Raw genomic sequence first — 15,695 nt, forward strand, 5'->3', positions numbered from 1 at the left:
CGAGGTCACTGTTGAGACAGATCATATAAGTCTATCGCATGACGCAGCTTCCAGCCTTTCTGCTACTGCAGCTGAAGCGTTAGGTTTGCCTAGAACAGTGGACTTGATGCTCAAGACCGACGTGTCTGGCGTTTTGGGACGACCAGACTTTAGGCTGCGCTACGAATGGTCTCGGCAGGGAAGCCGCGAGATACCAAAACGGACGGGTGCAATCCTACATACCTCGAACGGCGACCGTCGTCTGCCACTCTGGATGAAACGTGCGCTTGATCTGGCGGACAGTTTCGATGCCAGCCAACCTATCGAAGATCATTGGCGTGCTTTGGCTGAGTTTCGCCGAGCCATCGAACCTGAGGCTGACATCGAGGCGGAAATGCCAGCGAACCGAAGCATGGCCGGGCTCTCGATGACCGCCTTCCTGCGCGGGCTGGAGGTACGTATCGCAGATCGTTTCTCAATCTCACCCGACGAAGCTCTGGGGCACTTCGACGTGGTACCCTATTCGGCCGAACGCCTCGAGAATGCCGAAATCGGTGACGATATCTCCGAAGAGCAGGCAGAGCTAAGCGGAGAGGAACTGGCAATTTTCCAATTTGGCTTGCACCAATATGGAGCAAAGCCCGCTTACCGGATCGGAAATAACGGTTACCTCGTCATCGACAAGGGCGCGGCCTCGGTGCTGGCAGAAATGACCCGTGCGCAGAAGGCTCCGCGCGAGGAAAGGCGCGCCTTCATCGAGAACCCTAGGGCTTTCATCACAGAAGCCGTCAACCGCGACTTGGCTGAGCGTGGGGAATTGGATGGTCTCGATGATGCGCAGCAAGCTGAGATGGTCGAAGCCATCGCAGGGCCTGCGCTGATCGAAAGCCGCGAGTATTCCGAACGCGTGACCGGGATCGTTGTTTACAAAAGAGAAGCGGAAATCGGCGAAGGCAGTGGGACGACATGGCTGCCCGAAGCCTTTGCACAGCATCTCGTCGAGGCCATTCGGGCACTACCCAAAAACGAGCTTCAGGCCTTGCGTGACCATATGGCGGCGGTGGTTGAAGCTGGGACGGACATCCCTGCTGAGATCGCTGGCGAAGAAGTGCAAGTTACCCCGGCCCGCTTGGCCGCGATTGAAGGAGAGATCCAGCGCCGGGAGAAACACGATTTTCCGGACGGCGATAAGCCCGAGACACCAGAAGCCGATGGTCCGATCATCCTCGACACAAAGGGCAACTACGAGAACCTGACGTGGGAAGCACAACTCGTCCCACGGACGCCTACGATCCCGATTGAGGTGCCGCAGGCGATCACCACGCCCTTACGCGAGCACCAGAATGTCAGTTTCGATTGGGCAATGCATGCTTGGAGAGCTGGGTTGCCCGGCATTCTAAACGCCGACGAACAGGGGCTGGGTAAAACCCTGCAAACCATTGCGTTTTTGGCCTGGCTGAAGGAGCACATGAAGCAACCTTCGGCGAAGAACCGTGGCCCGATCCTCGTCGTGGCACCCACTTCGCTCCTGCGCAATTGGGAGCAGGAAGTTGAAACCCACGTCGAAGGGAGAGGCTTCGGGACACTCGTGCGCCTTTATGGGTCCTCTCTGGGTTCCCAGAAGCGGCGCGACGCGCAAGGTACAGAAACACAATCCGGCCTGCCGCAACTCGATATGGATTGGCTGGATGAGGCTTTCGAGGACGGACGCGCGCATCGTTACTGGCTGTTGACGACTTACACGACGCTTGCCAACTATCAGCATTCGTTGGGGAAAATCCCGTTCTCGGCTATGGTAATGGACGAGATCCAAAACATTAAGAACCGTGCGACTTTGGCGTCGAAAGCCGTCGAAGCGATGAATGCTGATTTCAGGATCGGCCTGACCGGAACGCCCATCGAGAATGCTGCGATCGACCTCTGGACCATTATGGACCGCATCGCGCCGGGCTGCCTCGGCTCCGGCGCGGAGTTCAAATCGCGTTACGCAACACCCGACGCCGAGAACATGGCGGAGCTCCATGCGCGTGTCTTTAAGGCGCGCGGTACCGCACCGCCACTAGGTCTACGTCGTCTGAAGGACCAGGTCGCCCGAGATCTGCCGAAGAAACGCCGCTTCCTGCATCCCCGCCTGATGCCGAAAGTACAGGCTGAGGCCTATGATCTGGCTCAATTGAAGTTGGCCAACGGCGGACCTGGCGCAGCGCTAAAGATGCTGCACCATATTCGCTCGGTCTCGGTTCATCCAGGCGCGGCCAAAGCCATGCCACCGGATGAATTCATTGCTCAGAGCGCGCGCCTTGACGCGGTCGTTGATGTCCTGCACCGCATCAAAGATGCAGGAGAGCGGGTGTTGGTATTCATCGAGCATCGAGACATGCAGTTTCGCTTTGCCGAGATTGTGCGCCACCTCTTCGGTCTTGAGAAGATCGATGTGATCAATGGCGACACGCCGATCCCGCGTCGGCAGGAGATCGTGAACCGGTTCCAGCGGCATCTGAGCGTCGATGGCGGCTTCGACATGCTAATCCTCGGCCCTAAGGCGGCCGGTACAGGCTTGACGCTTACCGCGGCTACCCATGTGATCCACCTGTCGCGCTGGTGGAACCCGGCCGTCGAAGAGCAGTGTAATGATCGCGTCCACCGCATTGGGCAAACACGCCCCGTTTTTGTCCATATCCCGATGGCCTTGCATCCTGAGCTTGGTGCCCAGACCTTTGATAGCTTGCTCCAAAGCTTAATGCAGCGCAAACGCAAGCTCGCGGAACAGGCGCTTTGGCCCATGGGGGACAACTCGGCGGATGTGGCGGGACTGACGAAGGCTGTCTCAAGTCCGACACGTGGCCATGCGGTGATTGCCGACAGTATGGCCGAGCAATTCCAACGAGATGGCCTTGCGCCTCACGCGCCAGATTCCTTTGGTGCTTGGGAGCTGACATAAAGAGTACGATAGAAAGTTTGTTCCATGACGATAAAGCGTGGTCTCATCATTGATACACCCTGGATCGACCATATCCTCGAAGGTCGCAAAGATTGGGAAATGCGATCCCAGCCTACGACAGTCCGAGGCTGGGTAGGGCTAATTCGCAAAGGGAGCGGCAAAGTGGTCGCTATCGCCCGTCTTGCTGATTGCGGCAAGGCTCTCACACCAGATGAAATGATTGCCAATGAGGAGCATCACCGGATACCCGAACGAATGATCCGCAGCGGCGAGGTCGCGAAGTGGTGTGTCCCTTGGAAGTTCGCGGACATCCGCCCGCTTGCTCAAGCGGTCCCGTATGAACACAAGAGTGGTGCGGTTATCTGGGTGTCCCTTTCGCAGGAGGTGACGCGCGCATTACATGCTGCCAATACCAGCGTTCAAACTGCAGCATCCCAGGAAGCGCCATCGCCGTCTCGTCAAGTGACTACGCTAGTAAAGCTGTCAGACCGGCACGATCATTACTCGGCTGAAGTTGCGCCGCGGCGGCCTTCAGGAATATATAATCAGCTCCCCTCAGATACTCGAAAAATCATAATGCGGAAGTCCATCACGCAAGGCAGCTTGAGCAACGGCTATATCGCATTGGGAAGTGCCATCGCCTCTTTCCCCGCAGATGCCATTGGCGGTGGCAATAAGAAAAGCTCTGCACCCAAGACGCTGACGGTCCATTGGGGTGGACCAAATCCCACTAGAACCGATATCGCTGGCGACAAAAAGATCTTCCGAGACCGAAGCATCATGAAAAATTTCATTGAGACTGCAGGCGCATGCGAAGGCGACGTTATCGTGGTGTCGCTTTCAGATCCTTACACGGTCCATCTCTCCCTTGAGCGTTCTGGGCTCGAGTAGGTCCGCCTGTTGGTCACTTCTGCGATTTTGCTTTCCGCGGGCGCTGTCATAGGAGCCATAGTTGATCACGGTATCAATTGACTGATTTCTCAAATTACCAGAGGGCAAAATTTGGCTATCAGACTCGCTGAGTGATAGTCTGGATTACTTACTATCGAGGCCGTGAGTGAGGCCTGATTATGACGACTGAACTTGCATATCTTAATGATACGCTTCATTCTGTGGTTGATTTAATGCAAGGTGTTTCATGTCGGCTGCCGTTAATCAAAGCCCCGAGCAATTAGCGAGAGATCGAATTGACGAATTGCTCGCTGCGGCCGGCTGGGTTGTACAGGACAAGGCCGATATAAATTTCAATGCGAGCCTCGGAATTGCAGTGCGCGAGTACCAAACGGACATTGGACCAGCCGACTATGTTCTTTTCGTCGATAGGGCCGCTATAGGCGTAATCGAAGCCAAACCTGAAAATTGGGGCGAAAAGCTTACGACCGTCGAGGAGCAGTCCTCCGGCTACGCGAATGCGCAACTGAAGTGGGTCAACAACTCGCAGCCTTTGCCCTTCGTGTACGAAAGCACCGGCGCAATCACACGTTTCACCGATGGGCGGGATCCGTCGCCGCGGTCTCGCGAGGTCTTCACTTTCCACAGGCCGGAAACCCTGAAGTCCTGGTCGAACGCGCCGTTCTCGTTCAGAACCGGGCTGAGTAAGCTCCCTGACCTCAACACCGACGGCCTCCGTGATTGTCAGATCACCGCGATCACCAACCTCGAGGCATCACTCCAGGCCGGGAAGCCGCGAGCTCTCGTCCAGAAGGCGACCGGGTCGGGAAAGACCTTTACCGCCATCACCCAGGTCTACCGCCTGCTCAAACACGCTGGCGCGCGCCGAATCCTGTTCCTTGTCGACACGAAGAACCTTGGCGAACAGGCCGAGCAGGAGTTCATGGCCTATGTCCCGAACGACGACAATCGCAAGTTCACCGAGCTTTACAACGTCCAGCGCCTGACATCGCCCTCGATGGCCGGTGATACTCAGGTCGTCATCTCCACCATCCAGCGGATGTATGCCACGCTGAAAGGCGAGGAGCTCGACGAGAGCCTCGAAGATGAAAATCCTGCGGAACAGAGGTTCCGGCCCAAGTCGCCTAAGCCGGTCGTCTACAATCCCAAGCTCCCGCCCGAAACCTTTGATGTGGTGGTGATCGATGAGTGTCACCGCTCCATCTACAACCTCTGGCGGCAGGTCATCGAATACTGGGATGCCTTCCTTGTCGGCTTGACCGCGACGCCCGACAACCGTACCTTCGGCTTCTTCAAGAAGAATGTAGTCAGCGAATACACCCATGAAAAGGCCGTCGCCGACAAGGTCAATGTCGGCAACGAGGTCTACATCATCGAGACCAAAGTCACCAAGGGTGGAGGCAAGGTGCAGGCCGAACAGCTGGTCGAGAAACGCGAACGGGCGACCCGTACGAAACGCTGGGAAACGCAGGACGTGGACGAAGCTTATGCCGCCACGCAGCTCGACCGCTCTGTCGTGGCACCCGATCAGATCCGCACCGTCATCCGTACTTTCCACGACCAGTGGCCCGAGATCTTCCCCGGTCGCAAGGAACTTCCCAAGACCCTTATCTTCGCCAAGACCGACAGCCACGCAGACGACATCATCCAGACCGTCCGCGAGGAATTTGGCGAGGGCAACGAGTTTTGCCGCAAGATCACCAATGGCGCGAAGAACCCGAAATCCTCGCTCACCTCGTTCCGCAACGAATACTACCCGCGCATCGCCGTCACCGTGGACATGATCGCCACCGGCACCGACGTGAAGCCCCTCGAATGCCTGCTCTTCATGCGGGACGTGAAGTCGAAGAACTACTTCGAGCAGATGAAGGGCCGTGGCACCCGTGTCGTCAAACCCGATGACCTGAAAAAGGTCTCCCCCTCGGCCACCGCGAAAACCCATTACGTCATCGTCGATGCGGTGGGCGTCACCAAATCGGTCAAGACCGCCAGCCAACCGCTCGATAGCAACCCCTCGATCCCCTTCAAGGAACTTGCCATGAACCTGATGATGGGCGACCGGTCCGAGGAAACCGTCAGCTCCCTCGCAGGCCGTCTGGCGCGGCTGGATCACAAGCTGACCCCCGAGGATCAGGAGAAGGTCACCGAACTGGCGGGCAAGCCGCTCTCCGCCGTCATCCGTGACCTCTTCGATGCCATCGATCCGGACAAGGTCGAGGCTGACGCCATCGCCGCAGGCCACCCCGAGCCCGACGATGCCGCCATGAACACCGCCCGCGAGAACCGCATCAAGCAGGCCGCCAATGTCTTCACCGGCCCGCTGATCAACACGCTCGACACCATCCGCCGCGACACCGAGCAGACCATCGACCATGACACCATCGACGAGGTGATCACCGCCGCATGGGCGGGCGATGCGGACGAGAACGCCAAGGCCATCGCGCAGGAGTTCGAGGACTACCTCAAGGAACACCGCGACGAGATCGAGGCGCTGACCATCTATTTCGACACGCCCGCCCGCCGTGCCGAGGTCACCCTGTCGATGATCAAGACGGTGCTGAAGACACTGACCGAGGATCGCCCCCGCCTTGCGCCGCTCAATGTCTGGCGCGCTTATGCGCATCTGGATGAGTACAAGGGCGAGACGCCGAACGGCGATCTGACGGCCCTCGTGGCGCTGATCCGGCGGGTGACGGGGCTCGATGACACGCTGACGCGGAATTCCGACCGCGTGCGGCGGAACTTCCAGAACTGGATCATGCAGCGCCACTCCGGCGCAGGGACGAAGTTCAGCGACGCCCAGATGGACTGGCTGCACATGATCCGCGATCACCTGATCAGCTCGTTCACCATCGAGCGCGACGATCTGGAACTGGCCCCCTTTGACGGCAAGGGTGGGATGGGGCAGATGTACCACCTCTTTGGCGATCAGATGGACGAGGTCATGACCGAGATGAATGAGGCGTTGTCGGCATGACGGAACTACCGAAGGGGTGGGCAGTAGCCACCGTAGGCGAATTATTCCATTATTATCGTGGAGTGACATACTCGAAAGAAGATGCTGAAAAACAACCCAGCGAGGGCCGTTTGCCGGTACTGCGGGCTAATAACTTCAATCAGGCATTCGATTTATCGGACTTGGTTTTCCTCCCCGAGGCGATGGTCAGTCCAGATCAGCGGCTTAGGTCCGGTGATCTACTTTTTGCCATGTCAAGTGGTAGCAAGTCACATGTTGGCAAATGTATTGAGGTTAAAAAGAGAATGAACGCAAGCTTTGGCGCTTTCTGCGGCGTTTTACGCCCAGTGGATGCTATGGCGCCCAGTCTCTTCGTTCATGCTTTTCAGAGTAAGAAGTTTCGGAACTATATTGAAGAGTTGGCGGCAGGAACGAATATCAACAACCTGAAGCGGGATACTCTACTGAATTACGAGCTTTCGATCCCACCCCTAAACGAACAACGCCGTATCGTGGAGCGGATCGAGGCGATGTTCGACGAGATCGATCATGGGGTGGAAAACCTGAAGAAGGCCAGGGCGACCCTTGGGCTCTACCGCCAATCCCTGCTCAAATCCGCCTTCGAAGGACGTCTGACCGCCGACTGGCGCGCCCGCAACGCCGACAAACTGGAAACCCCCGAAACCCTTCTGGCCCGCATCCGATCCGAACGCGACTCCCGCTACAAATCCGCCCTCGACGACTGGCAAAAAGCCCTGACCGACTGGCGCGAAAACGGTGAAGAGGGGAAGAAGCCGTCGAAGCCGAAGCGGCCACGGGACATTGCCGCCATCCCTAAGGACATCGGCATTCCCGGTTGGACCACTGTTCCACTGGGTTTGATTATAGATACCCCAACCTACGGGACATCGAAAAAGTGCGACTATGACGGGGGGGCGAAAGGGGTGCTTCGCATCCCCAATATCGGTGCAGGCCGCGTAGATGCTACTGATCTGAAGTCGGCAGACTTCGACGAATTTGAAATAAAACAGTACGGCCTTGAAGAAGGCGATGTCCTGACTGTTCGTTCAAATGGTAGCCTTTCGATCGTGGGGAAGCCGGCACTTGTGACAGCGAAGGATACGGCGTTCCTTTTTGCCGGGTACCTCATCCGCGTGAGAGCCGTTCCTCGGGTGTTGCAGCCTGAAAACTTGGCAAATCTGATGACTGAGCCTTCCGTACGCAATCAGATCGAAGCCAAGGCAAAGTCTACGAGTGGTGTGAACAACATCAGTGCGAAGGAACTGGAGGAGCTCCAAGTCCCGATCTGCTGCATGGAAGAACAAGCCGAGATCACCCGCATTCTCGACGAGCGCCTCTCTGCCGCCGATGCGCTGGAGGCCGAGATCGACGCAGGCCTGACCCGCGCCGAAGCCCTGCGCCAGTCCATCCTGAAACAGGCCTTCTCGGGCAAACTGGTCCCGCAAGACCCCGAAGACGAACCCGCCGCCGACCTCCTCGCCCGCATCAAGGCCGAAAAGGCCACCAAGCCCAAGGCACCCCGCAAACGGAAAGCACCGCAGAAGCAGAAGGAAGACCAGAATGGCCTTTGACGCCCTCGATGAGATCTACGGTCTGAGGACATGGAAGGGTCTGCCTCTCGCGGATGGCTTCATTCGCAAGGTTGTCCCTGCCGCCGATCTGCGCGGGGCACTGCCAGAGTTTGCGCGACGTCCTTTCGGAACAGAGCCCAACAACCATCCTCGGATGCGCAGTATCTGGAGAATGCCCTTCGGTGACGATCCTTGCGAAAGGCCGGTTGCCGTCGTGTCGGACCAATACGATCTGCTGCAACACCAGGTTCTTGCCACCTGGCTGACGGAAAACCTTTCGAAAGCCGGTCTCAAGAACGCTGACGCGGAAATCACCATGACCGAATACGGGGAGCGCGTTCGGATCACCGTGCCGCTGGTCGATAGGACTTTCGACTTCGCCGAAGACCTGCTGTCTCCTGACCGCTACCGTCCCGAGATCGAGGTGACGAATTCGGTTGATCGGTCTTCAGCCTTTCACGTGGTTCTGCGTTGGCGTCGCCTGATTTGTCTGAATGGTATGTTCACAGTCGAGGAGGACCGGATGCGCTCGATCCATCGCGTAGACCTGTCCCGGACCGAGCTGGTACGCGATTTCATCCGGGAACGTCTGTCGACGACACCAGACATGGTGACCGCGTTGAGCAGTTGGAAGAAGCGTAAGACCGACAAGCAAACGGTGCAGGCGTGGTGTGAAGAGTGGCTGCGCAACCAGAAGGATTGGACGGTCGAAAACTGTGCCCGTCTCTGGTGGATACTCGAGCAGGGCTACGATGGAGAGGTTCGCACACCCAGCGGCAAGAAGGAAAAATGGCCATTGAGATCATATCAGGTCAGTCAGGACGCCCGCGTTCCCGGCGACAACTTCCCGGTCAAGACCGCCTACGACGTCGCGCAGCTGCTGACGTGGATCACTAGTAACCAGAGGTCGGTCGAAATGCAGCTCGAAGGCACCGAAGCTGTGCCCAAGTTGATGAAGGCTTTCCTGAAATTTGCAGGAGCACGAAAATGAGCACGTTCGACAGCACGAAGCTCCCGCTTCCGCAGGTCCTGAAGGACATCACGGATGGTGTCATCCAGCTTCCGGATTTTCAGCGTGGCTGGGTGTGGGACGACGAGCATGTGAAATCCCTTCTGATCTCGATCGCGCGGTCGTTCCCTGTGGGTGCCGTCATGATGCTCGATACGGGCGGTGAGGTGCGGTTCCAGGTCCGCCCCGTGGAGAACGTCGAGTTCAGCGGAGGCCTGCCCGAGCCAGAAAAGCTGATCCTTGATGGTCAGCAACGTTTGACTTCGCTGACCCAGGTGTTGGCCCTCGACAAGCCGGTGAAGACCTTTGACCCGAAGGGCAAGGCCATCGACCGGCACTACTACATCGACATCGCGCTGGCGCTTGAGGAAGACCGGCTGGAGGACGCATTCATCTCGGTTCCCGCTGATCGGATGATCAAAACGAACTTCGACCGGGACATAGTGATGGACCTGTCGACCACGGAGATGGAGATAAAGAACTTCCACTTCCCATGCTCGCAGATCCTGAGCTCAGACGATTGGGAGGAGGCGCTGCACGAGCACGCGCCGAACCGCTTCGGTGAGTTCATGAAGTTCCGCAAGCAGGTGCTGGCGGCGTTCAGGAGCTACCAACTGCCTGCGATCACGCTGGGCAAGGCTACCTCGAAAGAGGCTGTGTGCCTGGTGTTCGAGAAGGTGAACACCGGCGGCGTCCCTCTGTCCGTTTTCGAACTGGTGACGGCGACCTTCGCCGCCGATAACTTCAATCTCCGGGACGACTGGTACGGCAGCCGGCTTCGGAAGGTCGAGGGCAGGGTCGAACGGTTGTCGAAAGAGCCGATCCTGAAGGGGATCGAACCTGCCGACTTCCTGCAAGCGATTTCGATCCTCCAGAGTTCCGAACGCCGGAAGGCCGACATTGCCGCAGGCAAGACAGGAAAGCAGATCTCGGCAGTTTCCGCGAAAAGGGCGACTGTTCTGTCCTTGTCCCTTGCTGACTATCAGTCTTGGGCTCCGGCGGTGGAAGCTGGCTTTATCCTTGCGGCCAAGTTCATGCGAAAGCAGTGCTTTTTCACAGGGCGCGAACTGCCTTACCGGACACAGCTGGTTCCTCTGGCAGCGGTTCTCTCCCAGATCGAGAACCGTTGGCTGGAGCCGAAGATCTATGACCGGCTGTCGAAATGGTTCTGGTGCGGTGTCCTGGGTGAACTGTATGGCGGTGCGGTGGAGACGAGGATCGCGAACGATTACGAAGAGCTTATGCGGTGGGTCATTGATGGTGGCGAGAATGGCGATACGCCCCGTACCATCGGTGATGCCGCCTTTCAGGAGAGCCGCCTTGACTCCCTGCGCTCGCGCAACAGCGCTGCCTACAAGGGGTTGAATGTCTTGATCCTGCGGGAGGGGGCAAAGGACTTCTTCTGGAAGGCGACGATCCAGGAGCTTGAAAACGAAGATGCCAGTCTGGACATCCACCACATCTTCCCTCGGGCATGGTGTGAAGATGCGGGGATTCCGGCGAATACCTTCAACTCGATCGTCAACAAAACTCCGATTTCCTACAAAGCGAACCGGATGATCGGTCGAAAGGCCCCATCGGAATATCTTGGCGCACTTCAGACGCATAAGCAGGTTGGTCTCGATGACGCGGAAATGAATGCCATTCTGGCTTCGCATCGCATTCCAGTGCAGCCCCTGCGTTCGGATTCATTTGGGGAATTCTATTCGGCCCGGAAGTCAAATCTGTTGCAACTGGTTGAGATCGCCATGGGAAAGTCACCTCAGCTTGATCAATCAAATTCGGATGATCTGCCTTCTCCGAGTGCCGAACACGATGCGCTCGTGTGAAAGGAAACTGAATGAACACTGCACCAATTATCTCGAAGGTCTGGTCTTTCTGCACGACGCTCCGTGATGACGGGGTCGGCTATGGCGATTACCTCGAGCAGCTCACCTACCTGATCTTCCTGAAAATGGCGGACGAATATTCGAAGCCGCCTTATAAGCGTGATATCGGCGTGCCTCTCGAGTACAACTGGGAAAGCTTGACCGCATTGGTGGGCGCTGATCTCGAGGCCCATTACGTCAAGGTACTTCGTGAATTGGGCCAGCAGAAGGGGATGCTGGGGCAGATCTTCACCAAGGCGCAGAACAAGATCACCGATCCCGCCAAGCTGTTCCGCTTGATTGCCATGGTCGATGGCACCAAATGGATCATGCTGGGCGCCGACGTGAAGGGAGACATCTACGAGGGCCTTCTGGAGCGCAATGCGGAGGACACCAAATCCGGTGCGGGGCAGTATTTCACGCCGCGCTCGCTCATTCAGGCGATGGTGGAATGCGTCCGTCCGGAACCCGGCAAGACCATTGCCGACCCGGCCTGCGGCACGGGCGGCTTCTTCCTGGCGGCTCATGATTTCCTGACGGACCCGGCAAATTACGCGCTCGACCGCGAACAAAAGGAATTTCTGAAGAACGCCACGTTCCATGGGAACGAAATCGTGGCCGGAACGCGCAGGCTTTGCCTGATGAATATGTTCCTCCATGGCATCGGGGAAATGGCGGGCGAACCGAGCGTATCCCCGGCGGATGCTTTGATCTCGTCGCCATCGGACACGGTTGACCTCGTTCTGGCAAACCCGCCCTTCGGCAAGAAAAGCTCCATGACCTTCACGAATGCCGAAGGGGAGCAGGAAACCGAGGACCTGACCTATAACCGGCAGGATTTCTGGGCCACGACGTCCAACAAGCAGCTGAATTTCGTTCAGCACGTCCGCACCATGTTGAAGACCACTGGGCGCGCCGCAATCGTGGTGCCGGACAATGTGCTGTTCGAGGGCGGCGCGGGCGAAACGATCCGCCGCAAGCTGCTGCAGAACACCGATCTGCATACGATCCTGCGGCTGCCGACAGGGATCTTTTACGCACAAGGGGTCAAGGCGAACGTTATTTTCTTCGACAATCGCAGCGCCAGCAAGGAGCCGCAGACCTCGCAGGTCTGGTTCTATGATTATCGGACGAACGTGCATCACACGCTCAAACAGAAGCCGATGACCTATGCCCACCTTGAGGACTTTATCGCCTGCTACAACCCGGCGAACAGGCAAGAACGCACGGCAACCTGGAGCGAGGGCACCCCTGATGGGCGTTGGAGGGCCTATACGCGTGAAGAGCTGCTGTCGCGCGACAAGGCCAGTCTGGATGTGTTCTGGCTCAAGGACAGCTCCATGACCGATCTCGACAGTTTGCCGGAACCCGACATTCTTCTCGAGGAAATCCTCGAGAACCTCGGCGCAGCGATGGAGAATTTCGCGGCGGTACGGCAGGCGGGGTGAAGTTGAAGCGGCGATTCAGCCGCAGAAGCACCCCGCAGATTCCGCAATCCCAGAAATAGTACGGGCACCCAGTGGGTGCCCTATATCATGATCGAAGCTCAGCTTCGCGGGATCCTTGCCCCTATTTCGAGACAACTTTGCTCCGATTTACAAAGTTAGTGGGTCCACGCACCGCGGCGGTTGGTGGCGAAGTTTTCGCCATAGCCGCCCTTGCGAATGTTCGCCTTGCGAGGCTTGGGCTCGATCACTTGGGCGTCGATGCCGTGCTCTTCGGCGTATTCCATCGCGGCTTCTTTGGTCGAGAAGCGCAGCTTAACCTGGCTCTGCGTGTCTGCCGAAGAGGTCCAGCCCATCAGGGGGTCAACTTCGCGGGCGCTGGCTTGAACGAATTCGAGAATCCATTCTTTGCTTTTCGCGGTGCCCGAGGACATGGCCGTTTTGGCCGGACGATAGATGCGTGCGCGCATGGGATGCCTCCTTAGAGTTCGGTTTCTTATCCAGAAATCGGGCGCCTTGCGCAAGTCCCGAACGGCGATTCAGCGCGCGCATTGAACGTCTTCTTGGCTTTTCTGTACCGGTGCCTCTGAAAACCGACCGGAGCCGCCGCAAGAGACGGCAGAAATCGCGATCAATTCGGCCTCTGCCCTTGAAAGGGAACAAAAAGAGGACAAGATATGCCCTGAACAAGCGGAGACCTCTATGCACAACAATCGCCCCGACACTTTCTCGATGCAGAATGCTGCTCCACAGCGCCGCGAGAAGCTGGAAGGGGGTAAGCGGTTCGAGATGCATACCGAATTTGCGCCAGCAGGGGACCAGCCCACAGCGATCAAGGAGTTGGCGGGCGGCGTGCTGGATGGCGAACGCGATCAGGTTCTGCTGGGGGCCACTGGTACGGGTAAAACCTTTACCATGGCCAAAGTGATTGAGGAGACCCAGCGCCCTGCCATTATCTTGGCTCCAAACAAAACACTGGCCGCGCAGCTCTATGGCGAGTTCAAAGGATTCTTTCCCGAGAATGCAGTCGAGTATTTCGTGTCCTATTACGACTATTACCAGCCCGAGGCTTACGTACCGCGTTCGGACACGTACATCGAAAAAGAGAGCCAGATTAACGAGCAGATTGACCGGATGCGCCACTCGGCGACGCGGGCTCTGCTGGAGCGTGACGATGTGATCATTGTGGCCTCGGTATCGTGCATCTACGGCATCGGCTCGGTCGAGACCTATAATGCGATGACGCAGGACATGCATGTTGGTCAAGAATACGATCAAAGGCAGGTGATTTCCGATCTGGTGGCGCAGCAGTACCGCCGAAATGACCACGGGTTCCAACGCGGAAGCTTTCGCGTACGTGGCGACGTATTGGAGGTTTGGCCAGCACACCTTGAGGACCGCGCATGGCGTATGAGCTTCTTTGGTGAAGAGCTTGAAGCTTTGACGGAATTTGACCCGCTGACTGGTGAAAAGACGGACACGTTCGAGCGTATCAGGATTTACGCGAACTCTCACTATGTGACCCCGCGTCCGACAATGAAGCAGGCGATCATCGGGATTAAGGACGAGCTGCGCAAACGGCTCGATCAATTGGTTGGTGACGGCAAGCTGCTTGAGGCGCAGCGTCTGGAGCAACGCACCAATTTTGATTTGGAGATGCTGGAAGCCACTGGGGTCTGCAACGGGATCGAAAACTACTCTCGCTATCTCACCGGCCGTGCACCAGGCGAGCCGCCGCCGACCCTGTTCGAGTTCATCCCCGACAATGCAATTGTTTTCGCGGACGAAAGTCACGTCTCTGTGCCCCAGATCGGCGCGATGTACAAAGGTGACTTTAGGCGCAAAATGACGCTTGCGGAACACGGGTTCCGCTTGCCTTCTTGCATGGATAACCGCCCACTGAAGTTCGAGGAATGGGACGCGATGCGCCCGCAGTCGGTGTTTGTCAGTGCGACCCCCGCCGCGTGGGAAATGGAGCAATCCGGCGGCGTCTTCGCCGAGCAGGTGATCCGTCCGACGGGCCTGCTGGACCCGCTGGTCGAAATCCGTCCCGTCGACACGCAAGTTGATGATTTGCTGGATGAAATTCGGCGAGTCTCGCAAGAGGGGTGCCGGACGCTCGCGACCGTTCTAACCAAGCGGATGGCCGAAGACTTGACCGAGTATCTGCACGAGCAGGGCATTCGTGTACGCTATATGCACAGCGATATCGACACGATCGAGCGGATCGAGATTCTGCGGGACCTGCGTTTGGGCGCGTTCGATGTGTTGGTCGGGATCAACCTGTTGCGAGAGGGTCTCGATATCCCAGAATGTGGATTGGTCGCGATCTTGGATGCGGATAAAGAGGGCTTCTTGCGGTCCGAAACCTCATTGATCCAGACCATTGGTCGTGCCGCGCGAAACGCCGAAGGCAAGGTGATCATGTACGCTGACCGGATGACCGGCAGCATGGAGCGTGCAATCGCGGAAACCAACCGACGCCGTGAAAAGCAAATTGCTTATAATGAAGAGCATGGGATTACACCCGAGACGGTCAAGAAGAACGTCGATGACGTGCTTGCTGGCCTATACCAAGGCGACACCGATATGTCGCGCGTGACGGCGACCATCGACAAAAAGCAACAGGGCAGCAACATGCAGGCTGTCATGGAAGGCTTGCGGAACGACATGCGCAAGGCAGCCGAAAACCTCGAATTCGAAGAAGCTGCCCGTCTGCGCGATGAGTTGAAGCGATTGGAAGCTGTCGATCTGGCAATTGCGGACGATCCGATGGCGCGCCAATCTGCGATCGACGCTGCGCAAGACGAGGCAGTAAAAGCCCGCGGGCGCAGCACCGCAGGCCGACCGGGTCAACGAGGTGGCAACGTGAAGCGCCGCAAAAGATAGGGCCCTTGGGGCCCACCTCAAATCAGCGGGACAAATGGAACGCCGCACCCCGCCAAGGCCAAAAGTCCCGCGATCAAAATTAGTTTCTGCATGATGCCTGCCTT

General features: G+C 57.5%; 9 protein-coding genes. 8 read left to right on the top strand and 1 reads right to left on the bottom strand.

Going from position 1 to position 15,695, the window contains the following annotated elements; translation table 11 throughout:
- The first annotated feature begins 106 nt into the window (after positions 1-106).
- From N4A58_RS17635 to N4A58_RS17665, 7 genes are all read left to right on the top strand, one after another.
- Complete coding sequence (locus N4A58_RS17635; protein ID WP_293712025.1) at positions 107-2,920, top strand: DEAD/DEAH box helicase; 2,814 nt, start codon at positions 107-109, stop codon at positions 2,918-2,920.
- A gap of 24 nt (positions 2,921-2,944) precedes the next feature.
- A complete protein-coding gene (locus N4A58_RS17640) occupies positions 2,945-3,811 on the top strand; it encodes an ASCH domain-containing protein (protein WP_293712028.1) in 867 nt (288 codons plus the stop codon).
- Positions 3,812-4,187: 376 nt separating this feature from the next.
- Complete coding sequence (locus tag N4A58_RS17645) at positions 4,188-6,809, top strand: DEAD/DEAH box helicase family protein (RefSeq protein ID WP_293712031.1); 2,622 nt, start codon at positions 4,188-4,190, stop codon at positions 6,807-6,809.
- Positions 6,806-8,380: a restriction endonuclease subunit S gene (locus N4A58_RS17650; RefSeq protein ID WP_293712034.1), complete on the top strand. Its 1,575-nt coding sequence runs from the start codon at positions 6,806-6,808 to the stop codon at positions 8,378-8,380. Before N4A58_RS17645 ends, N4A58_RS17650 begins: the two co-directional genes overlap by 4 nt.
- Complete coding sequence (locus N4A58_RS17655; protein WP_293712037.1) at positions 8,370-9,371, top strand: DUF932 domain-containing protein; 1,002 nt, start codon at positions 8,370-8,372, stop codon at positions 9,369-9,371. Before N4A58_RS17650 ends, N4A58_RS17655 begins: the two co-directional genes overlap by 11 nt.
- Complete coding sequence (locus N4A58_RS17660; protein ID WP_293712040.1) at positions 9,368-11,218, top strand: DUF262 domain-containing protein; 1,851 nt, start codon at positions 9,368-9,370, stop codon at positions 11,216-11,218. Before N4A58_RS17655 ends, N4A58_RS17660 begins: the two co-directional genes overlap by 4 nt.
- Positions 11,219-11,229: 11 nt before the next feature.
- The gene (locus tag N4A58_RS17665; RefSeq protein WP_293712043.1) at positions 11,230-12,705 is read left to right on the top strand and encodes a class I SAM-dependent DNA methyltransferase; all 1,476 of its coding nucleotides are present in this window, start codon (positions 11,230-11,232) and stop codon (positions 12,703-12,705) included.
- A 155-nt stretch (positions 12,706-12,860) separates the two neighbouring features.
- On the opposite strand, the gene N4A58_RS17670 is transcribed toward N4A58_RS17665, so the two are convergent.
- The gene (locus tag N4A58_RS17670) at positions 12,861-13,172 is read right to left on the bottom strand and encodes an ETC complex I subunit (RefSeq protein WP_072702457.1); all 312 of its coding nucleotides are present in this window, start codon (positions 13,170-13,172) and stop codon (positions 12,861-12,863) included.
- A gap of 232 nt (positions 13,173-13,404) precedes the next feature.
- Here N4A58_RS17670 and uvrB point away from each other — a divergent pair, with 232 nt between their 5' ends.
- Positions 13,405-15,591 (top strand): excinuclease ABC subunit UvrB, encoded by a 2,187-nt coding sequence (gene uvrB, locus N4A58_RS17675; protein ID WP_293712049.1) that lies wholly within the window; start codon positions 13,405-13,407, stop codon positions 15,589-15,591.
- Positions 15,592-15,695: the final 104 nt, after the last annotated feature.

Origin of the sequence: Donghicola sp. (assembly GCF_025210255.1) — a bacterium.
GTDB lineage: Bacteria > Pseudomonadota > Alphaproteobacteria > Rhodobacterales > Rhodobacteraceae > Donghicola > Donghicola eburneus.